Raw genomic sequence first — 21993 nt, 5'->3', positions numbered from 1 at the left:
TCTCTTCCTCCTTTATGTTTGGATTCAAAAAAGCACTCAATCATTTGAGTGCTTTTCTAACTCGTTACTTGTTCTTTTTCTTCTAAATCACGTAAGATTCGATTAATCTTGTTTTCGACTGCTTGATAAACACTTTTGTCGATGTGGTCATTGTGAGCTAACATTTGAAATTCACTGTAAAACTCGCCCATTTCTTGCTTTTCAACTTCATCTATTGATTTGCCTAACTGCGCTAAAAAGAACTTATCAACCAGTTTCAAAACCGCTAAATCGGATTCGAAAAATTCATTAACCGTTTTTTCTTTCCAATTTTCAATGGAGAGGGAATCAAATGGATTGTCTTCCTGCTGGAATGCCTCTTCGGGAATGTCTTCATCAATTCCCATCATTGCTGGTTCTTCTATTGGCTGCGGTGACTCTACTGGTGAAGAAGCTTCCTGTTCTGGCTCTGGTGTTTCTTTCTTGATTTGTTCTACCTTTCTTGCTCCTAGGAAGTCTACTATGAGTTTTTTGGGATCTACATCATCATGTAGGGAGTTAATATCTATATCTAAAATGGATTTATCGGTATCGAACTCTACCCCTAGGTACTCCCATCTGTATTTTAAGGCTGTGTCTTCTGTATTATAAATTGGTCGTGGTCTAATTCGTTTCCGCTCATTATCTTGACGTTTTATTACACGAATAACAGCACTTTCTCCTTCTTTAAAACTCATAAGTTCATTTGGTGTTAATAGTGGTCGTTGATCTAGGCTTTCAGTTTTATTTTTATCAGTTGAAAGACCTTTTCCACTTCGGGAAAGTGTGTTAATCGTCTTATTGCCAAGTTTTTTGGACACTTTTTCAGCTGTCTGTTGGTCGTTCGTTAATATATAAATGGTATTCCCACAGTTTCCATCAATGGTATCTGCATCATCTCCATATTTATTTTTCAATTGTGCATATGCCTGGATAACCAGGTTAAAACGAACATTTCTACCGAGACAAACCGTAATAATATTCGCCATTCCTTCAATACTCGGCATATTTCCAAACTCATCAAGGGCAAAAACCACCTCACGGTGACATTTCCCTCCACGAGCGAGGGATGCACCTTTGGCTAATATAAAATAGAGCTGTCTTACAAAAATAGAAGCAATGACATGATTAGAAGAATCAAAGTCTGGTGTAATCATAAAAATAGCAACTGGTTTATCGAAATAATCCACTGTTGTTACCTGTATATCTTCATTTTCTTCTACTACTTTAAATTCTGTATGACCCGTCTTTTCATCTATTTTCGTAATAGAAATGGATGTTTTCTTTTTATCATTTCCCTTTTCATTCAATTGGATTGTATCCCCGACTTTTATTACTTGCTTATAATCCAATGCAAAACGTCCTGTAATATCTGCTTTAATAGACTCCTTTGAGCCATCCGGAAAGACAATTTCCACTCGTTTTCTAGGTGTTATTTTCCCTTTTATCGTTTTTCCAAACCCTACACGTTTTAAATCCACGCTATTTTTCGAAGTCATTTTTGCAATTTCATCGAACGTAAAAATAGAGAGTCCGTTCATTGTTTGGGTGAAGATTCCGCCTCGTGTCGTTCCTTTCGAGAAGTTTGAGGTTGCATATTGCATTTTCGCAACACTATCTGCTGGCAAACCTTCAAAGTATAAATCTAATGCGTTTTGTGGATCTGCTTTTGGATCTACGATAACCTCTTTTGAGCCAAGTTCTGATAACATATTTGCTACTGCATACATTGTAATTTTTTCTTCTGTTCCCTCCGCAATACATTTATCTGTAACGGCTAATATCATGGCATTACACAAGCTCATAGCGCATTGTTGCCAAAACGAATCTTTTACATTTGGGTTGTAATACAAAGTGTGAGAGAGTGTTTTACATAATGCCTGTGCTGTTGAATAATCTCCATCCTTATAGGCATCTCTAACAAGCTGTAACAAGTTATAACTCATAGAATCAAGTGGGTTTAACAAGTTCAAAACTTCAATATGATACCCTCGTTCTTCCAGCGTTTCTTTCGATGCACTGATGAGTTCCCCCTTTGGATCATTAAAAATTAAAGATGGTTTATGTTCCGCTCTAGAATAGACATCAATTGTAGGAAATACAAAGGTTTCCCCTTTACCGGATCGAGTTGTACCAATGATTAAATTATTTACAGGGCTATCATCAATGAATACTTTGTCACCTAGTCGAGAGATAACAACACCACCGCCACCTTTAAATGATTTCTCTCGATCTGGCACAGCTCTGTATTGCTTCTTCAGCTCTTCAACTGTTGTAAAGCGACTAGATCCTTTCTGATGATTATTTAAGTTTTTAAAGGAAGATTTCAGTTTGTATACTGTTCTTGCAATGGTTCCAATCACTACAAGGAAAACAAGCAAGTAGTATATCGGATGCTCTGCAATCGGCATCCGAAAAAAAAATCCTACACCCATATGAAATGGTTTTGGATGTAATAAGTCACTAAATGTTGTTTCTATCAGCTCTAAAGATAAATTGAGTAGAAAATTAGCAATTAAAAACATTCCTACAAACAAAAAAGTACTCAATGGAATGAGTACTTTTTTTTCAGCTAACTTATATTTAATTGAGATTTTATCCTTGTACATGGGTTAGCGAATCCCCCCTTAAACAGTTACATCTGATTTTGATTCTTGTTTTTTTGGATTTGTTGCTTTCTCTGGATTTGTTGGTTTTTCCGGTTCTGTTGGCGGACCTACTGGCGGATCTACCGGCGGATCTACTGGCGGTTTCGGTTTCTCTGGATCCGTTGGTGGATCTACTGGCGGTTTTGGTTTCCCTGGTTCTGTTGGTGGATCTACTGGCGGTTTTGGTTTCTCTGGTTCTGTTGGCGGATCTACCGGCGGTTCTACTGGCGGTTTCGGCTTTTCTGGATCCGTTGGTGGATCTACTGGCGGATCTACCGGCGGTTCTACTGGCGGTTTCGGTTTCTCTGGGTCCGTTGGCGGATCTACTGGCGGTTTTGGTTTCTCTGGTTCTGTTGGCGGATCTACTGGCGGTTTTGGTTTCTCTGGTTCTGTTGGCGGATCTACTGGCGGTTTTGGTTTCTCTGGTTCTGTTGGTTTCGGTTTTTCTGTCCCTGGATTTTCCGTACTACCATTCTCACCTTCCGGTGTAACTGGTGGATTCACAACTGTATCTGGTTTCTTCTCTTGTGGGAAAATATCTCCTATACTCGCTACTGAAGAATCAATATTTTGATCCCCAAATGCAAAATGGTCTCCGTTCACGGTGACTTGTGGCTTATTATCTGTAATAGCTGCAATCACATTATCCTTTGCTGTATCTTGAAGTGTTTTATCTGTTGTTTCTTTATCAAAGAGTGCTAGAACACGAGAAGTGGTTTCATCTCCATTTTGAAGATTACTTACAATAGATTTTTCCTTAAAATTAATTTTTGATTTATCGAGCTCATCGAGTACATAAGCAACTCCATTATCTTTACTTTGAATTGCGTTTTCTGTAATTGCTTCGAAATCTTGTTTGTTCAGATTTTCTTTCTTTTCCTCCGGCTTATTCTTATCTATCTTTTTTGTAATAGCCGGTTTACTTTTTGCTGATTCCTTACTTCCAAACCAACTGCACCCTGTAGTACTTAATATCAATGAACCACCAAGAAAAACAATTCCCATTTTTTTGTACAGATTCTCATAATTTAATGGCATGTTATTTTTTCCCCCTTAGATGTCCTTTAAATCTTTATCAATTTTTTCAATCTTAGCTTTCTTTTCCTCTTCACTTATCGTAGATTGTTGAATATCTCGTTTCTCTACTTCTTTGACCTCTTTCATTAAGTTTTTATTTCCTTGCGTTTTGGCAAAAGAATAACACTCTTCATATTTTTTTAGATTTACAAAAGCTTCAACGATGAGCTTTTCACGTCTACCATCCATATTGACTTTCCCTTTAAGCTTGATTACCTCCTCATATTTCTTATTAAGTGCTGCCTTTTCAAAGTCGATTACATCATTTTTGACATCAATTTCATTGATTTTATTCATGTTGTCTATCCCAATAAAATAAGCAACCACACTTTCTGCAAATTTCGGCTCATATTGTAATGCCTTATTTGCCCTTCCATTTAATAAGTAAGTAAATAAAACTGCCTTCTGACTATCTTTATCTAACTCTGTGTAATTGACCTTATCAAAGTATTTAACGGCTTCTCCATACTGTTGAATGGCTGCCTGTTGTAATCCTTTTACTACATATTGTTCAGAGCCAGCATTTGCACTCGAAACTGGCTCTGAAGAGAATAATTTAAAGGCAAATATGGCACCAGCTCCAATTAACACCACACTTCCTATAACACTCGCAATCATCTTGAATCCTTTTCTATTTTCCTTTCCAGGCTTTACTTGTGTTTTCACTTCATGTGGTGGACTATAATTTCTTTCTGGTAATTCCTCTTGATATTCATATTCTTCATGAAAAGGAGAATCATTGATTTCCCTTTCTAACGTTTCTAACAGCTCCTTCTTTTGTTCCTCTTGTTCTGGATCTAATTGCATCACATTCATTTTTTTAGAAATGTGATCAAAAATATGATCTGCATATCTTGAACCAAGTGATAATGTACCATTATAAATTTCATTAGAATGACCATCTAACAAATCAAAATCAATATGTTCTTGGCGTCCTGCTTCTCTATAAACTCGTTCTAATCGCTTAGTTAAGGTATAAGCTTCATGAAACGAATATTGCTTACCCGACTCAATTTCTGTTCCATTACTACTCTTAAAAATGACAAACATGGCTTCTCCTTTCTCACATTCACTTTAAATCCCATGAAAAAAGGCAACAAAAAAAGCCATACCCTTTGCATAGCTTCCTCATTGCCTTATTTATATTTATTCACTACTTCATCCAAAGAAATGGAAATAAGATTTGACCAAATTTAACATTACTATTTACGCTCTCTGCTAAGTATTGGCATCCCATTACGATAACGAGTCCGGCTGCCCCACCAATAAACCACCAAATACATTTATGTCTTCCTCGCTCACCACCCCAAATTAATAGATAAGCGCCCCAGCAAAATACAATTGCTGTACTCACCATTGCTCCTCTTTGCATCCATGTAATAAATGAATTCCCTGTATTAATTAGACCATCCATCGCATCACCTAACACTAACATTTGAGCTATTGTTTCCAACATATACATTCACTCCCTTTTCATTTTTAGATGCTTATACGTTACTAAGCTGACTTGACTCATTCGGCTTGCTGACTTCTTTTACTTCTGTTGGTGTTGCCTTATAAGCTTGTAAAGCTTTCATGACTAGATCTTGATTTTCTTCAATACATTTCTGATGATGTAAATGAAGCCAATGGCTATAATCTTGACCATTGGCTTTTAATAGGTTTGCTACCATTTCTTTTTCTTTTTTTAATTCCTTTTGTGTAATCGCCACTATATCACCACCTTTCAATGATTATGTGATTACTTCTGATATTGCTCTTTGCAATCTTGAATAAATAATCCTACTTCTTTTTCAAATTCAGACGGTTTAATCTCTTCAAACTTTATTGCTTTCTTCAACTGCCCTTTTTCATAGTAAGCAAGGGTATCACGTTTTTGTGATAAGCCGAAGTCGTGCTGATTACTTGTTCTTGGTACATCCTCTCTACCTCCAAATAATTCTTTCACCAGGATATCGTTTTGTTTTGCTAATTTTCCAACTTTAAAGAGTATATCTTCTCTTGTTTTTTTATCATTATTCAAAATAACAAATCCCGTTCCATCCTCACTCATGAACTTCTTCATTTCTAACGGACTAAGTTCCATTACTTCCCCTTTTCCCGAACTAAAGACAAATGTTGAACCAATACCAATTGCAATTAACAGTCCAACAACAGCGGAAATGATCCACCCTTTACGACTCATGCATGTTCCTCCCTATGTCATATTTGTATAAGCGATTTTGAAGTGTGATGAGACACATTTAAACTTCAACATCTGTCTTTATTTTATAACATTTAAAGGAAAGTGGGAGAAAAAATGGAAATATCATTTATGGCTGGAATGACGAACCCTGTATTGGCATGCGTATAGAAACTAACCCCGACCTAGCTTCTATATGCCCAATACCGCACTACGTTTTTGGCTTGAACGTAGGACCTTATGTATCTACTGTTTGTGATGTTCTTCGCTTCTTCAGAATGTCAACATGGGATATTCCTCACGATTACTGACACAAACAGATCTTTGATACAATGTATTTCCCAGTGGTCACAGATGAGTTTTACGATCTTACTCATCCAACGATAATCGTATACCTACCCCCTCTAGTGACCTTTTGAAGGGAGGCACGCATATATATTGAAAGCCGTATATCATCCTTCTACATCATTGCTCTAAGGAAGAAGGCAATACGCAATATATATCTAAATTGTCAAAGAGCAAATTACTTTGTGCTATGTTCTCAGCACACTTCAAAATCGCTTTTTTATTTACACTTTTGTTTAACAGCTACTAATTCCGCTTTTTTATTTTTCCGTTTGGCAATTAAGTTTTGATGTTCATCCCTAACCGAGCGCACTTGATAATAAATTTGAGCTACCTTTTCGATGCTTCCTGTGCTATTTTCAATTGCGATGGCACCTTTCAGTTCGTATGTTTTTCCATCAAAAGTTTTAACACTATGAGCCTGTGATGCTGCAATATCATAGAATGTGAGCCTTTGTTCTTTTCCCATATGAACGCCTCCTATTTTTGATAAAGAAGGGAGAAAAACGCTTCTCCCTTGTCTAGTTTTCTAGCCATCTATATAGGATGAAATAGTGAACGAGTGCTTTATATCATGCTAGGATTGTTGTGTTATACGAGGTTATAATGCGTTGTGCTGCCTCTATTCCGTATATGTGCTGTAATGCGGATTGAGATCCAACTACGATTGAATGATGAATGTGGTATGTTGCGCTTTCTATTAAAAACTGCTCCATATGAGGGATTGGGTACAAATCATATTGATGAAATACCAGGTGAATTGGTCTTATATTCTTGCATTCTGTTAGATGTTGAAGAAAGTTTGATAACGCTTCCCCTCTTTCTTCATAAGTGCTTTGTTCTGTTTCTACACGAATATAAACAACTACTTTTTGATACCTATCAATTTGAAGTGTTTCATAACCAACAAATAGATCATGCTTCAGTATGTGATACCCTTGTTCTTGCTTTTCCTTATGAGTATCCTCATAGAAAAGGTCTTTTGGATCAAAAATAAAGATAAATTGATCTTTTGCTTCCTTCAGCTTTTCTATAACCGATCTATAAGCTCCAAAACGAGCATTTATGATACCTGCAACCTTTTTTCCCTCACCCATTTCTTTCAACGCTCTAATTACCTTTGTGTACTTCTTAGCTACACTTAACATGATTATTCTCCTTCCTATTTCACTTGTATCTACTAGCGGTTACTGAAACCAAAAATACTCTTTTTGCTCCCCTTGCTTTTCACGTTGATGTTATTCAAGAATGTATAACAATGTGATTATGATCGTGTTCCTTGTTTCTGCTGAATATAAACCCATCTCATGGAATATTTGATACGCTGGATGCTCATTTTCTAACGATTTCACCACTTCTACCAAATACGCCTCACTCTCATATATTTTTTCTATGAACTCGATGATCTTTTTTACATCCAGGTATAAAATACTTCCTGCCAATAAATTCGTTGCCGATTCTATCCAATAGTCATGGTGTTTTTTAGGTTTCATGACAGTTTGAGCAATCGAAATCGCTTGCATCAGTTCTTCAGAAAGACAAGAATTTTTGCGTGGCCCAAATTCTTCCCCAGGTTTCCCTAAATTTTTCATTTTACCGACATGGACTCCTGTCACTACATTTCATCCCCGGTCTAATTTGCTTTTCTACGATTTCTCATTGCAAATACGAATGCTGTTAATGCAAGAGCGATACATGCAAAACCAATCCATTTTAAATATGGATTTTTAGCTTTACCGCCTGTTGTAGGAAGATTTCCTCCTACTTCTTCTACTTTCTCTGGTGTTTTTTCTAGTTGTGGTTTTTTAACAATCTGTTGTGGTTTCTCTGATTGTAATGTAACAGGTTTATCTGTTACTTTTGGTTGTTCTGGTGTTTGCGGTTGTTCCGGTTGATGTGATGTCTCTGGTGTTTGTGGCGTCGGCTGCTTCTGGTCCTTCACCGTGTGCTTAATAATTTCACCATCTTCTTTGATTTCAAAGGAGAATGTTTCTTCGTTAATCAAGTATCCTTCTGGTGCGAACGTTTCTTTATATGTGTATTTTCCATATGGTAATTTTTCGAATTTCGCAATACCTTGCTCATTTGTTTTCCCTTTTACTACTTCCTCTCCTTTCCCGTTATAAATCGTAAACTCAGCTCCCGGAAGTTTGTTATTCCCATTAGCTATATCTACTTTTGTTATTTCAAGTGACCCTTTTGCCTGTGTATTTTTTGCAATTAATTCAATTGTTTTTCCATTCTCAGTGACATTGAAAGGAATTGGACCTTTCTCTAAGATGTAACCAATTGGTGAAGATTTTTCAATGAACTGATACTTTCCAAACGGCAAGTTATCAACTTTGATTAGACCGTCCTTATCAGTTGTATATTCATGAAGTTGCTTTCCTTTTTCATCTAAAAGGATAAACACAGCACCTTCTAATTTCTTATTACCGCCCTGATCTACTTTCAAAAGTTGCACATTCCCTTTAATTTTTGTATTTTCTACAGTAACTGTTGCAACTTCACCAGTCTTTACTTCAAGTATTTGAGGTTGGTCCCCTAATACATAGCCAGTTGGTGCCTTCATCTCTTTTAAAGAGTACCTCCCAGCCTCTAAACCAGAAAGGTTCGCTGTCCCCTGCTCATTGGTAGTAATCGTGCCCATCTTTTTGTTTGCACTGTTGAATACTTCAAATACAGCACCTTGTAAAAGTTCTTTTTGCTTTCCTACTTTTACAACCTTCAATCCACCAAGGGATTTCCAGTTTACCTGTAGATCTGTGCTTACTTTTTCCTCTGTTATTTCTAATAAAACCGTTGCATCCTGTATTTTGTCATTCCCTTTATAGGCTACTGCATGCAACTTAGAAAGATTAGAGGATACTTTCAAGGAAAAAGTGCCACTTGGAGAGGATTTCGGTACAAGGATATGGAATTGTTCTCCTAAATTGAACTGTTGTTTTTCTTCTCCGTTTGTTGAAATAACTTTTGTTCCATTTGGTGCATTAGTTAGTCGAACCGTAAATACACCGTTCTTTGCGTTGCTTTCTATTTGATATTTTTTCGTCTCAAAGTACTCACCGTTTAGTTGTGCTTCTTGATTGTCTGATGGCGTTACATTCATGTACAGTTCTTGTGTTTCCTGACTAGCATCTGCCCCAGCAATAATTGTTATTACAGCTTTGGCAACATTCGCATTTTTATGCTGAACTTCATTAATGTCAATTTGACCTAACGCTGCCCAGACACTAAGTTGCGTTGCATAGTGCGCCTCTTTCCAGCTAGAAACCCCTAGCTCTTCTGGACTCTTTTGTGGATATCCATTTAGAAGTATTCGGTACACAATATTATCTGTGCGTCCCACCTCTGGAAGATCGTTTCCATTTGGACTCTGTTTTCCATACGTTAAACAGTACGCAATTTGCCCATTCGCATTCTTCAATAATTCTGTCCGTAGTTCTTTCCCGTACATGGGGCTATAACTCCATTTCATTTCATATCTCTCACGATTAATGACTTCAGCACTCGCCTTCGTCAACGGAAATACAAAATTCAGAACAACTAGAAGCATACTCATAGCAATGAGTAACATTTGATACGATCGTTTCAACATGACTAACAGCTCCCTCATATATGCAGTTTTCAAGGATCAAAATTGTATTTGAATTACTAGATTTTTTCACTATAATTAATCTTATATAGTTACTTATATTTTTATTAAAACAATATAACTATTATTGAGTTACTTACGAACTCTGTAATACGTTGGTACAAAAAAATATTCTATAGGTTTGTTAAAAAAATGAGCAATCTTTTCCGCTCGTTCTGCATTAAGTCCTGCCTTGCCTTTCTCTATAGAGTGAAGCACTTGAGGACTAATATTCAAAACCTGAGATAGGGACTCTAAAGAATAACTCCGAGCCTTTCTCTCGCATGTTAAAGTCATTAGCTAACCTCCTTTCGGTTATCCTCACGAATATAATATATCACTTTTGGAGTTAAAACAACTATTTTTTAGTTTGATATTGTTTTTTCATCACTTTAAAAGTTAAATAACCTTCTTCAGAGTTAAAACAGATGTATTTCTTGAAAATAAATGTACAACATATCTTAAAGTTAAGAGGGAGGAACAATATAAGAATGAGTATTTTTGGTGCACGTGTGAAAACACTGAGATTAGAGGCAAATTGGAGTATGAAACAATTGGGAGAAGAAATAGGAAAGATCACCGGAACAAGTTTTGCTCAAACTACAGTCAGCAACTGGGAAAATAAAGGTGCTGAACCCCCATATAGCGTTCTAATAGTTATAGCAAACCTTTTCGGAGTAAGTACTGATTATCTGATCGGTAACACTCAGGATATTCAAGATAATATATTGGTATTAGAAGAAAACAAAAATCATAATGATATCAATATAGAGGAAATAAAGGATAAACAAATTTCAGAAGTACCTTTTATAACAAGTGAACTTTATAATGAACTACTTACATTACCAGTAAACAAAAAAGAACAATTAGAAACACAACTTCATGAATATACAGAATTTATTAGTTATAAATATAATAAGTTACAAGAAGAGTATGACAATTTCAGAAAATACATTCAATACGAAATTAAAGCCTCTAGTTCAAATAACTAGAGGCTTTTTTTATTTAAATTCACTAATTCTAACATTAACAATTGATAATTCATAATAATAGTTATAATATATAACATATAAAGAGATTTAACCTTATTATAGTTATAAATATTAAATAAAAAAAAACCCTACCACACCTCATTTTTAATTAGCATATCAGTTTGGCCGCTGAACTAATTAAAAACCCGATTTAAGTAGGGGGTTTATCTTTTATAATTTCTACATATTCATTATAGCATGTGAAAATTATAATGTGAATAAAAACCTCCTATTTTTCTGTATATTGTGGTGGAAAAAATAGGAGGTTTTTTTGTGTTACTTCAAAACTTTTTGCTCAGTCGAGCAAAAGCTGAATTAAGTCCCCGAATTAAACACTTACCCAAAACACCCGGGGCTATTAATCAAGCAATCAAGAAAGTTACTACTTATATTGATAATATTGTCCTAGAATATGAAGGTGTTACTACAAAAGATTATCTTACCAAACGAAAATATGAAGCATTAGAAACTGTTTTATCGTATTTAGTACAAGAAGGATATTCCCAAGTAAAGCAAGATCATATCAGCAAAAAATCAGGTATTTCAAAACCAATTATTAACTACGTGTTTAATTGGTTACAAGACTTGGGAGTGTGCCAACAAATCAAAGTACGAAGGCATGGTAAAATTGCCCCTTCAATTTACATTTTAACTCTACATAACAATTATTTAAAAATCATTGAATATTTCAAGGTGAAATGGGCTATAGCAATTGATGTATGTTCTACTTTCACTAAGTTTTTAGAAAGAATACTCTTTAAAAAGGCTGTTGTATCCAAGCATGAGAGAAAGACTATTTCATCTAACGGCTTAGATATTTTAAATTTTGAAGAACTAGAAAAGCCAAATACTAATTCACAAAATGCTATTGATAGATCACAAGATTTAAATGATTATTTAAGTGAAGATCAGAAAAAAGCATATCGCTATATAACAAGTCAACCAGTAACATATTTAACAGAACCGGACGCTTATACTATAGCCCTAAGAATGCCGAAAAAAATTGACCGTTATCAAAGATGGGATTTCGAAAAATGCGTTGAATGGTTTGAATATAATCAGGCTGAAATAAGTAATCCCGCTCACTTTATAAAAATGTTCGCTGAAAAATCTAAACAAAGAAAAGAGCGTAATTCTAACGTTAAATGTGAAGAAAAATATGAAACTAAATTCAATTTTTACAATTGGATTGATGACCCAAAGCTTGATCCTATCCTGCGAAAATTGAATACAAATCAACACTAATTTGCAAATTAAAAAACATAGCAAATAGCCTTGCTCAAAAAATTATATACAAGCAAGGCTATTTGTTATATCTTGATACATACCCTTTTCGAATTACCGTTTTTTTACATAAACATCTTCTAAAAACCTTCTCATTACCTCAACATTTTATTATTTTTCTTATCTATTTATCCATAAAATTTACACCCTATATAAACCTAAAATTCTATCATTTACTCTCAGTTTAACTTTGAATTTTACCAAGAGTAAATCTTGGAATGCTTGTCAGAGTAAGAGTCACAATTCAAAAATGAATTCTAATGTTTTTATTGAGTTTAAGTTTTTTAAAACAAGAATTAATAAATAAGATGATCTTAAATCAGGCTTAAATTTTAAAAGAAAATTCTATTTCTTGGGGTTATTAGTTTATTTGTTATTATTAGAAGTATTATAAATGCTATTGGATTTGTAGCATATCTCTTCGGTTAGTATAAAAAGGGGTGATAGCCATTGGAAGTCCATGGTTATCACCCCTTTTTATATAATCAATTTTCAGCCGGTATTTCCATCAGCCATTAGATACACTGAGTATTTCTCTAAAGTTGAATTTTCAGTACTTTGAGAGTTTAGTCCAGTTGTAAGAATTCCTACTACCATAATACTCATTAAGAGGATTTTCAATTTTTTCATGTTATTTCAATGCCTCCTTTTCAAAAATCCGTTCCTTTGCTTCATAACTTAAATAGAAATACATACTTGCTTTTTCGAATTTCTTTTTAGCATGAAATTTGACAGCTAATAATTCACTATATTCTTGCACATACTCCCATAAGTTTTCGCTTTTAAAGTAATCCATTCCTGCTAATATTTCCTTTTCTAAACATTCTGTTGGATTACCAATACATAATTCTTTTGTAATGTTAAAACGATATTGATATTCAGTGAGTTCGAGCCTATTTGAAATTTCTAATCCTTTTTCAATAAGTTCTAGTGCGATATCTATTTCGTTTAAATTCATTCGTTGCTTAGCTTCTACAATAAGCGCTTTATAATTATCAACCATTTTTTCATTTACTTCCGATAAATGCCTAATAGCTAAGACAGATTGTTTTTGTTCAGCATACATAAAACCTATATTTTGTCGGCCGATTAAGACATCACGGTCGTTACCAAATTTACTAAATTGATCTATAGCTGAAATAAAGTACTCTTCTGCTAATTTATATTCTTTTAAGTTTGTACATGCTAATCCTAGCAAATTATCACAATAAGCAATTTTGATTTCACAATCTGTATTCTTTAAAAAGATATCTTTAGCAATTGTAACGTACTTGTTAGCTAAAAGTGATTGATATATATGGTAATGAAAAACAGCTAAATTATAATAAAATTCAGCCTTCTCTAATTCATCTGGAATATAAATCAACAATTTTTCCGCTTCGTTATAGTGTTCCTCAGCCAAATTGTAAAGTCCAACTGATTTTGAATGAATTGCTTTAAAAAAGTGATAGTAGTATGCTAGAAAATCTTCAGGATCGGGTGGAGTTTGAAAAGCTTCAATTTTATCAAAACTTTTCTTCGAAATATTTAGGTTATTAATTAAATAGTTAAAACGGAAATCTAAAAGTGAATAATAAAAAAGCAAATTTTGATCACCTGTAAGATTATGAAGCTGTTGCTCAATTTCTTTTTTTAGACGTATGGAATTCTCTCTATTTCTTGCACGAATTTGTAAATACCACTCATTTAATAACTCCGTCAACTGTTCATTCCCCTTTAGTTGTATGTTCATATAATCCTCCCATCACCCCATAATATAATAAAGGGAATATTCTCATAATAAAATAATAGCAGATAAACAAAATATTAAACTGGAAAAGAGAGATGTTTCAACAATAAACTGAATATTATGTAAATTATTCTTTTATCATTAATGCATATCGATATTTGAGACATAGGAGAGGGATAAAAGTATCCCTCCTTAATTCGAATTCTTTGCAATACTATGTATCTCTTTATAAATCGTAATTTATTACAGAAAAATTGAACTTCATTTTAAATCTATATTTATGTATAGAAATAAGACTAAAAATTTATATCTTTTTTTCTTTGATTCTTTTTAATACATTTATAAAATTGTTAAATCATAAAAGGTTCATTGTACCCCCAAAATTTTTTATTACAATAAAATGGTTTACGCTAATAAAAAGACAAACTATTACGGCAATCATATTTTATTAATTACCAGAGGAGCTAGAAGCATTGTATTCATTTCTGCTCGTTTAACTTTATCGATACTCTGTGGATTGACTAAAATCATTCTATTCTCGCCCCCATCTTAACTTTTCCAACCCTTACAACTACATTTCAAATCCACAATATCAAATTCATAAAAAAGTAGGGAAGCTTGCAAAAACATACAAGCTTCCCTACTTTTTCACGTATTATTTAAGTTATTTTTTAAATAATTTAGCGAACCATGATTTTTCTTGTTGAGTAGAGGCAACTAACTTCTTAGTCTCTTGTATTTCACGAATTACTTCTAATAGCTGTTGATCCCTGTTATTTATTTTCCCATCAATATTCTTTTGTTGTTCATCAACCTTATTCAGTAGCATTTGATTAGTTTGTTCTAAATTGTCTATGCGTTTTAAAAGTTCCATATTCATAGCTTTTTGTTCTTGAAAATATATAGATACCTCTTTCATACTCTCATACATCGTCTGAATAATTGGTTTCGTTATTTCGTTGTCTTCATCATTTTCCTCTACTACAATATAATCTACATTTTGTTTTAACATCTGTTCTATTATTTCTGGTGGCTCTTGTGCATCTTTCATATTAGCAATTAATTTAAAAAGCTCTAATGCTTCCTGTTCATATCTCAGCGTTCGCCCCTTCGTCCCAGCGACGGTTGGTAAGTATGGTTTGAATTGATCCCGCCAGGCCTGAAGGGTTGTCCGTGGCTTCCCAAGCATCCTTGCCATATCTGCAAGGGAATATGTTTTCTTATAAGGTTCTTCCCTATCCATTCCATCGTCCTCCCCTCATCGTCATTTGTTGTTATCGATGTCCGACATGTTGTCATTACATTGTTATTGATTATCATCCATGTCGGTCATGTTGTCATCGTATTGTTATTGATTATCATCCATGTCGGTCATGTTGTCATCGTATTGTTATTGATTATCATCCATGTCGGTCATGTTGTCATTACATTGTTGTTGGCCATCATTTATGTCGGTCATGTTGTCATTGTATTGTTATTGGTTATCATCCATGTCGGTCATGTTGTCATTGTATTGTTATTGGTTATCATCCATGTCGGTCATGTTGTCATTACATTATTATTGATTATCATTTATGTCGGTCATGTTGTCATTACATTATTATTGATTATCATTTATGTCGGTCATGTTGTTGTTTTACTGTTATTCATCATCATTTATGTTCGACATGTCGGCGTCTAACTGTTATGTGTTTAATTCGTTTGAAAGAAGGAATTCCCTTGTTTATTTTGAATTTTTTAAGTGTATAGGTTAATTAAATAACAAGTATGATTCAAGTCGTACTTATTATTTAAAGTGTTCTTATTTTTGATTAAATGTGCTAAAGCATAATCAAAAGTAGCACTTAAGTCGTACTTAATGTATAAAGGGGGAATTATTAATGAAAATTGGAAGAAAAGTAGCGGATTTCGGAAATAGTTTTAATAATTTCATGGTTGATGGTTATTATATTGAACTTGCAACGAATGTAGTTAAAATTTCAAAGAAACAAGCTGAGGATTTACTTGTTGATCGTATTTCTAGACCAGAAGATTTACTAGATAGATTACTAATTTCCACTGAAATCGAAGGTGAAGAATCTTTCTATCTAGTTGGGCAATTAGCTGAAGATAATCAATTGGCAAACTCACATGTAAATAAGATGCACGATAAAATTAAGAGTCCTATCCCATACGTAAGCTTTTTAGGAGCAATTGCATATTATCATGCCCTGAACGCTGAACAAGAAGATAATGAAGTTGAAATTGAACACATGAGTATGATGCTTCCAATTTGGCTTTTAAAACGCGAAGAAAAATTTAGCATTGCCCATAAAAAAATGGAAGAAAGATTTATCGGTGAACATAAAGTTAAAGTGTTAACACCAGGAATGGAGAAAGAACTAACTATTACAGTCCATTCAGCAAAATGTAGAAATGAATCAGAAGTTGCTAGACATTCTTTAAAATATAAAATGGTTTCAAAAGATCAGAATACAAATGTAATTAGTATTGAAAAGCGATATGAATCTGAGAGATTCGATGAATATGAAGTAGTTTTAATTGACATTGGTGGCGGGTCTACAGATGCTGTGCGATTAGGTAAAGGGCTTACTACACCTAAGCACAGAGATTCTTTCCAAGTTATCGATATTGAGCCATTCTTAGGATACCTAGAACGCTTTAGAAAAGAAAAATTGATTCAATACTTTAAGGATATAAGAACATTAGAGAAATTTATAGTTAATAATTATAAAGTACAAAAGTATGTACTATCGAATGAAAATACTGGTGAAGAATATGATTTTACAAATGAAATTGTAGGGGCGCTGAAAGAATATGCAAGAATATTAGTAGCTAAGATTCTTGATGTATTCATCCCATCTAGTACGAATACATTATTGAAATTCATTTATATTGGAGGCGAAGCACCCGTTTTAGAACCTTTCATCCGTCTTGCTTTATTGAATCATATGTCTGAAATGGCTGCTAAAAACAATCACTTCTTCTTGAACGATATTATTCAAAATAGCGACAAAGAAGTATTTGCTCCAACTTCACGTACAATTAATCTAACTGCATTAGAATTAAAAGTAATTGATGAAATGAAGGGACAGCTAGCTTAGAATAAAGGGACGTGCTGATAATGGCTAAAAATAGAAAAATGGCATTACATGCTGATAATATGCCTGAAGATGTATATAGGATTCTTAATGAAAAAGCTAATAGTAGACAATTGACAGCATTTGTTGTTGAACTGGTACAAAACGGAAAAAGTTATGAGCAACTATTGCAGAAATTAGATAATGTAGAACAAAGGTTAAATCTTTTAGATACAGTTGAAGATAAATTGGATCTTCTACTTACTAATGGATTTGTTCCCGCACAGAGACAAGAAGATTTAAAAACAGAGGAGCCCATATTGCAAGAAGGTAAAATTATTGACGCTAGGGTCGTACTTGGTGGGATTTCTGAAGAAGATAACGAAGAGATTGATTTCTAACTAGTAAAGAAGACCTTTAGGTATAATCCTAAGGTCTTTTTATATTTATGTGACCTAAAGTCTGTTGAATTGAACTATCCGTCACTTAAAGCCCTTATGGGTTGTTTGAAGTGGGGTTAGCCCACGGTTAATACGAAATTCGTACGGTATCACAATCTTATTTTTGGTTTTTGACATCTAGAAATAGACTTGGTTTTAATAGCAAGAATCCCACTGATGTAAGTCATCTTGACCCTTTAGGGATGGGGGTGTCAAAATGAAATAGTCCTGATATCACTACTATAATTCTCTGTTGAATAGGGAAATATCCCTATTTCTACAATTAGATATTTCCCTATATCTCTACTTTTATTATCCTAAATTGTAACAAGAAGCATAAGATGGCCGTTTTGGTCAACTTATGCTTCTAATATGCACACATCAAAAAAAGATAGCTCAATAGGCTATCATTAGTAGGATACATAATTATCGTTATTGGCATTTATTCAAAAAGATATATAGGGGTAGCTCCCTGCCTATCAACCTAATCACCGAGTATGTTTATTTCTCTAAATCACTGTCCATAATAATAAATAAAGACAAACCCTTTATCCTTAAGATACAAACTCGGTAGTTAGGATAGAGTGGTATAGGTTCTAGACGAAAGGGTTGCTTTCACAACATTTTCCAAATTACGACATAGAATCAAAAAATAATCAAATCACTAAAAAAACGACCTTTCATCTTCTCCTTTACCGCGTTTTACAAGCATCATGAATACAATTGCATTAAAAAGGACTATCTCTCTAAAAGCGAGAGAATAGACCCTTTAAATGTAATCATTAAAAAATATCTAGAATTTAAGATGTTTTACTTGGGACGTCTGCGTACACAGTATGGAACCAATACATTTTTCTAAATGATTTGTATAACATGTGCACCATCCTATCTTAATGGCACCCTTTTTTATTTTATTTAATCCGAGAAGGTGTAATATGTTCTAGCCATAGAATGCCATCATTCTGTTGACTTGGAATCATAATTGCACAACATCCCCAATGTTGTGCAATTATTGGCGTATACATCCAAGATGTTTCAGGACGATTTTTCTCACCTTTTAAATTTACAAATACTTGTGGATGTTGCGCAGCTTTCAAAATTTCTTCGATACTATTGGATTCATGTTTCTCCTTTACATATTAGATTGTGAGGCTTTACCCATTCACTCAAATTGGGGAGCAATTCATTTCTTAAGTTGCTGGCGATGGGATACCGCCAGCATTTCGGAAAAAAACTACACTAAGAGCATGCAAGATTTTATACAGTTTTTCGGCTAATCCAGTAACAAATGAAAACCTTAAAACCCATGCCAGGATAGGAATGTATAAAAAAATGAATAGAGTCATAGAAAAATAAAAAGGAGAATCTCTACTCTCACAAGGAATCTGCTTTTTCTTCGCTACCGATAATGAGACATTATATCACCCTTACATGAATACAATATACATATTACATTTTACCTATCTTACACAATGATAAATATCATATAATGAAAGTAAAATTAGGAAATCGTGAGGGTAATTACATTGAAAAAATTTGCTGTTAGCTATTTAGCTTGCTTGATGTTTTTCTCTATTTCTATCAATATTTTAGCTTATCAAAAACCCAATTATGCAGAAACATGGGGGCCAATTTGGGTATCAATTATTATGTATGTGATATTGGGAAGTATTCCTGTTTTTATAGGTTGTTTATTAGGAGAATTTTTTTATAGAAAAATAAAAAAGAGTTATAAGTTACAATTCGGAATCCCCTTATTTGTATTGTTAGGATTCTTCTATGGTTATTTAGTCCGTATCATAATCTTTGGAGAACATATTACATCTTTAGCTTTTAGTATACCGGACTTTGTGGAATGCAGCCCTATTATGTTAGCATCTTTATTATTTTATTTTATAAGACGATTTTAATTAACTGCCAATAACGAGAATTATGTGAAATATGCCCTTTTTATAAAAACCATTATGGTAATATTTTTATTTTTGGATATATTATACCATTTATTTAGTGGTATAATATGGTTTATATTCTATGGACTGGAGTTGAATGAGTGAGTATTATAAATACAAAAGGTAAAATTAAAAAAACAAAAAGAAAAGTATTAATAACTATACTTACTATGTTAGTAATTATAATTGGATTTGGATATTGGGAATTTTTTAGTTTGCAAGGTGTTCCAAAAGGTGAATTAATTCGAACAGTGAAATCCCCAGATGGAAAATATCTCATTAAGACTTATTTTCATAATGCAGGATCATTAAGTGCGGATGCTGTTAGGGGTGAATTAGTTAACCTTGATACAGATTCAGAGAAAAATATATATTGGAACTATCCAGATACGGATCCATATATTGAATGGGTAAATAAGAATAGTGTTAGAATTGGAGATCAAATTTTAGATATTTCACAGAAAGAAACCTATGATTGGCGTGATGATGATAAGCACGTTAAAGAAACGCCTAAACAATTTATTAGATAAAACATAAAATTAAATTTATTCAATCTTATTTGTTTATCTATAGATAGGATTATATGAGTGAAAAGTCCCTTTAGATCTTCTAAATGGACTTTTTTAGGTTTCTAGATACGACTACTGATAATTGGTGTTATATTAAGGAGCCTCGCCACATCGCCATCAAGCTTAGAAATCGATGGTCCCCCAAAACGAAAAATGAGCTAACTTCTCATAGATAACTGTTGAGAGATAATAATTTTGTTTTGTAAGTCCTTCAAAATATTGACAAAATGGAGATAGTGTTATTTATTGTTTAAGTTGATGACTCTAAGATACCAGTTTAGTTGACCTGATAGCGATGTATCCGTACTCCTAAAAAATTTACCTTTAGCATCAGAGAAATTAAATAGGGTGATAATTATTAGAAGTGGACTAGGTTTCTTGTGAATTTTAAATTAAAGGTCTTATCCAAAGTTGAGAAAAATCCACATATCCAAAATATTCCATCTTAATATTCGTTAAATCTGATGAAAAAGGAATCTGACGTATATCATAGTATAAGGGAATCATAATAGAGGATTCTATCAGTTCTTTTTCAATATTCTTATTTAATGAAGCCCACTCCCCAAAATGTGTATGTTTGTATTTAGAAAGGTGTTTTTTTAGTGATTTATTTGTTTTTAAAACCTTAGCCAATGGTGAATATCTAGCTGTTAAAAAATAATAAAATGATATCTCTTGATTCATCTCGAATACTTCACCATGGATAAAGAGATCGACTTGTTCATTAAGTTTTTCATCCCTAAGATAGTTTTCAAATGGAACCCATTTAACTTGAAAAGGTATATTTTCTTTTTCTAAGATATTCATTAACCATCTTGTTGTCGCTTCTGTATACTGAGTGGCTTTTATAATAAGTGGTTCTTTAAATTCGGGACGTCTTCTTTTTGGAATATTGACTTGATGATCTATGTCTTTCAAACAGCTTTTAATATTTGGGATTTTTTGAGAATCATATTCATGAATATGATTCATATTGTTAGCGATAATAGAATGTAAGTAATTACGAACATCTATGTGTTGAATTGACGAATTACGCCAAGCATTCATAATTATAACACCGAAACCTGAATTCCTTTCTACTTGAAAGGTAGAATTATTTTTATAGTGTTTGGAAGATTGATAAATATTATCAAATTCTAGAGGGACCTGAATAAATTCTACTGTATCTAGCAAAGGGCTTTCTTGAAAATAATCATGAAATGCTATCAATGATGTTTTCTCCTGGTTATTCTCTCCTATATAAAAACCACCGGTTCCTATGATTTGGTCATTATTTTCTTTATAAATGCTTGTATTTATCATGCATAACATTTGTAAACAATAACTACAACTATCTGGATAATGTATATCAATAATTAATGGTGATACAATCTCTATTTTTTCTATGGGTGCCCATAAGTCTTTATAGTATTTATGACTACGTAGTTTTGAGAGACATAGTTTCACGTCAGCCGCTGTTAAGATGGATCCATCATGAAATTTTATAGACTTTTTTAAATATAGTCTAAGCTTAGATTGAGTTAAATCCCAACTGTGAGCTATTTCGGGGAATATGTTCCCCTTTTCATCCATATAAACAAGTCGATTGAAAACGTTCGCGACAATATGTGCACTATGTACATCGGCAGCCTCGAGCGGGTGTGTTGTTAAAAAGGGCTTTCTTCTAGGAATAATTAATTTATCATCCGAATTATGTACATAGCCAAATTTTGAATGCAACTTAGTCATCAAGCGTAGTTTACTGTTTGGAGACCAATTATATAGTAAATATTTACTGCTTTTTTCAACAGGCTGTTGATCCATAATTTCCATTACTTGTGACTCATAGATTTGTTCTATATTTTTCAACCATTGAAGAGAGGAGGAATTTCCTCTGCCTTTTCCAGAAATGAAAGTCAGCCAACCTTCATCCATTCATTTATCATTTTAGCCAAGAAGACTCCTTCCTCAAGGAACGTGAAGGGTCGCAGCCCAGTGAGTAGGTGGGAGATGAATTGGCTTCGGACA

The 21993-nt window shown here is 33.5% G+C and carries 21 protein-coding genes and 2 pseudogenes; 7 read left to right on the top strand and 16 right to left on the bottom strand.

What is annotated here, in order from left to right; translation table 11 throughout:
• Positions 1 to 56: 56 nt before the first annotated feature.
• The 11 genes from MR109_RS26870 to MR109_RS26820 all read right to left on the bottom strand — a co-directional run bounded on the left by MR109_RS26870 (position 57) and on the right by MR109_RS26820 (position 10201).
• Entirely contained in the window at positions 57 to 2627 is a 2571-nt protein-coding gene (locus MR109_RS26870; protein ID WP_242274513.1) for a VirD4-like conjugal transfer protein, CD1115 family, read from the bottom strand.
• 18 nt (positions 2628 to 2645) lie between these two features.
• Positions 2646 to 3704 carry a hypothetical protein gene (locus MR109_RS26865; protein WP_242274512.1) on the bottom strand — a complete coding sequence of 353 codons (1059 nt, stop codon included), beginning with the start codon at positions 3702 to 3704 and terminating at the stop codon, positions 2646 to 2648.
• Between the two features lie 15 nt (positions 3705 to 3719).
• Positions 3720 to 4793 (bottom strand): hypothetical protein, encoded by a 1074-nt coding sequence (locus MR109_RS26860; protein ID WP_242274511.1) that lies wholly within the window; start codon positions 4791 to 4793, stop codon positions 3720 to 3722.
• Between the two features lie 103 nt (positions 4794 to 4896).
• Positions 4897 to 5205 (bottom strand): hypothetical protein, encoded by a 309-nt coding sequence (locus tag MR109_RS26855; RefSeq protein WP_033669985.1) that lies wholly within the window; start codon positions 5203 to 5205, stop codon positions 4897 to 4899.
• Positions 5206 to 5230: 25 nt separating this feature from the next.
• Positions 5231 to 5455 carry a hypothetical protein gene (locus MR109_RS26850; RefSeq protein ID WP_242274510.1) on the bottom strand — a complete coding sequence of 75 codons (225 nt, stop codon included), beginning with the start codon at positions 5453 to 5455 and terminating at the stop codon, positions 5231 to 5233.
• A 29-nt stretch (positions 5456 to 5484) separates the two neighbouring features.
• On the bottom strand, positions 5485 to 5928 hold the full coding sequence (locus MR109_RS26845) for a hypothetical protein (RefSeq protein WP_242274509.1): 444 nt from the start codon (positions 5926 to 5928) through the stop codon (positions 5485 to 5487).
• Between the two features lie 562 nt (positions 5929 to 6490).
• Positions 6491 to 6739, bottom strand: a complete 249-nt coding sequence (locus MR109_RS26840) for a hypothetical protein (protein WP_016128127.1) — start codon at positions 6737 to 6739, stop codon at positions 6491 to 6493.
• A 103-nt stretch (positions 6740 to 6842) separates the two neighbouring features.
• Positions 6843 to 7418, bottom strand: coding sequence for a hypothetical protein (locus tag MR109_RS26835; protein WP_242274508.1), 576 nt, complete (start codon positions 7416 to 7418; stop codon positions 6843 to 6845).
• 90 nt (positions 7419 to 7508) lie between these two features.
• The gene (locus MR109_RS26830) at positions 7509 to 7862 is read right to left on the bottom strand and encodes a type IV secretory system conjugative DNA transfer family protein (protein WP_277931117.1); all 354 of its coding nucleotides are present in this window, start codon (positions 7860 to 7862) and stop codon (positions 7509 to 7511) included.
• A gap of 41 nt (positions 7863 to 7903) precedes the next feature.
• Positions 7904 to 9868, bottom strand: a complete 1965-nt coding sequence (locus MR109_RS26825) for a thioester domain-containing protein (RefSeq protein WP_242274506.1) — start codon at positions 9866 to 9868, stop codon at positions 7904 to 7906.
• A gap of 129 nt (positions 9869 to 9997) precedes the next feature.
• Complete coding sequence (locus tag MR109_RS26820) at positions 9998 to 10201, bottom strand: helix-turn-helix transcriptional regulator (RefSeq protein WP_242274505.1); 204 nt, start codon at positions 10199 to 10201, stop codon at positions 9998 to 10000.
• A gap of 194 nt (positions 10202 to 10395) precedes the next feature.
• On the opposite strand from MR109_RS26820, the gene MR109_RS26815 reads away from it, so the two are divergent.
• Positions 10396 to 10896: a helix-turn-helix domain-containing protein gene (locus tag MR109_RS26815; protein WP_242274504.1), complete on the top strand. Its 501-nt coding sequence runs from the start codon at positions 10396 to 10398 to the stop codon at positions 10894 to 10896.
• A gap of 312 nt (positions 10897 to 11208) precedes the next feature.
• Positions 11209 to 12180 (top strand): Replicase RepFR55, encoded by a 972-nt coding sequence (locus MR109_RS26810; RefSeq protein WP_242274503.1) that lies wholly within the window; start codon positions 11209 to 11211, stop codon positions 12178 to 12180.
• Between the two features lie 531 nt (positions 12181 to 12711).
• On the opposite strand, the gene MR109_RS26805 is transcribed toward MR109_RS26810, so the two are convergent.
• From MR109_RS26805 to MR109_RS26795, 3 genes are all read right to left on the bottom strand, one after another.
• On the bottom strand, positions 12712 to 12849 hold the full coding sequence (locus tag MR109_RS26805; RefSeq protein ID WP_242274502.1) for a Phr family secreted Rap phosphatase inhibitor: 138 nt from the start codon (positions 12847 to 12849) through the stop codon (positions 12712 to 12714).
• A 1-nt stretch (position 12850) separates the two neighbouring features.
• Positions 12851 to 13951, bottom strand: coding sequence for a response regulator aspartate phosphatase (locus MR109_RS26800; protein ID WP_242274501.1), 1101 nt, complete (start codon positions 13949 to 13951; stop codon positions 12851 to 12853).
• 661 nt (positions 13952 to 14612) lie between these two features.
• Positions 14613 to 15191: a DUF3967 domain-containing protein gene (locus tag MR109_RS26795; protein ID WP_025147931.1), complete on the bottom strand. Its 579-nt coding sequence runs from the start codon at positions 15189 to 15191 to the stop codon at positions 14613 to 14615.
• Between the two features lie 60 nt (positions 15192 to 15251).
• Here MR109_RS26795 and MR109_RS26790 point away from each other — a divergent pair, with 60 nt between their 5' ends.
• The 3 genes from MR109_RS26790 (at position 15252) to MR109_RS26780 (ending at position 17429) form a co-directional block, all read left to right on the top strand.
• Complete coding sequence (locus MR109_RS26790; RefSeq protein WP_242274500.1) at positions 15252 to 15629, top strand: hypothetical protein; 378 nt, start codon at positions 15252 to 15254, stop codon at positions 15627 to 15629.
• A 199-nt stretch (positions 15630 to 15828) separates the two neighbouring features.
• Positions 15829 to 17052 (top strand): ParM/StbA family protein, encoded by a 1224-nt coding sequence (locus MR109_RS26785; RefSeq protein ID WP_242274499.1) that lies wholly within the window; start codon positions 15829 to 15831, stop codon positions 17050 to 17052.
• A gap of 20 nt (positions 17053 to 17072) precedes the next feature.
• The gene (locus MR109_RS26780) at positions 17073 to 17429 is read left to right on the top strand and encodes a hypothetical protein (protein ID WP_242274498.1); all 357 of its coding nucleotides are present in this window, start codon (positions 17073 to 17075) and stop codon (positions 17427 to 17429) included.
• Between the two features lie 950 nt (positions 17430 to 18379).
• Here MR109_RS26780 and MR109_RS26775 read toward each other — a convergent pair.
• Positions 18380 to 18607, bottom strand: a pseudogene (locus MR109_RS26775) (erythromycin esterase family protein); the annotation flags it as partial.
• Positions 18608 to 18994: 387 nt separating this feature from the next.
• Here MR109_RS26775 and MR109_RS26770 point away from each other — a divergent pair.
• Positions 18995 to 19378, top strand: coding sequence for a hypothetical protein (locus MR109_RS26770; RefSeq protein ID WP_242274497.1), 384 nt, complete (start codon positions 18995 to 18997; stop codon positions 19376 to 19378).
• 140 nt (positions 19379 to 19518) lie between these two features.
• Positions 19519 to 19947, top strand: coding sequence for a DUF5412 domain-containing protein (locus MR109_RS26765; RefSeq protein ID WP_242274496.1), 429 nt, complete (start codon positions 19519 to 19521; stop codon positions 19945 to 19947).
• Between the two features lie 426 nt (positions 19948 to 20373).
• Here the strand turns inward: MR109_RS26765 and MR109_RS26760 are convergent.
• A pseudogene (locus MR109_RS26760) lies at positions 20374 to 21900 on the bottom strand (ABC transporter substrate-binding protein); the annotation flags it as partial.
• Between the last annotated feature and the right edge of the window lie 93 nt (positions 21901 to 21993).

The organism is Bacillus cereus group sp. BfR-BA-01310 (genome assembly GCF_022664325.1).
GTDB lineage: Bacteria > Bacillota > Bacilli > Bacillales > Bacillaceae_G > Bacillus_A > Bacillus_A paramycoides.
This window is presented reverse-complemented; position numbering and strand designations above follow the sequence as displayed.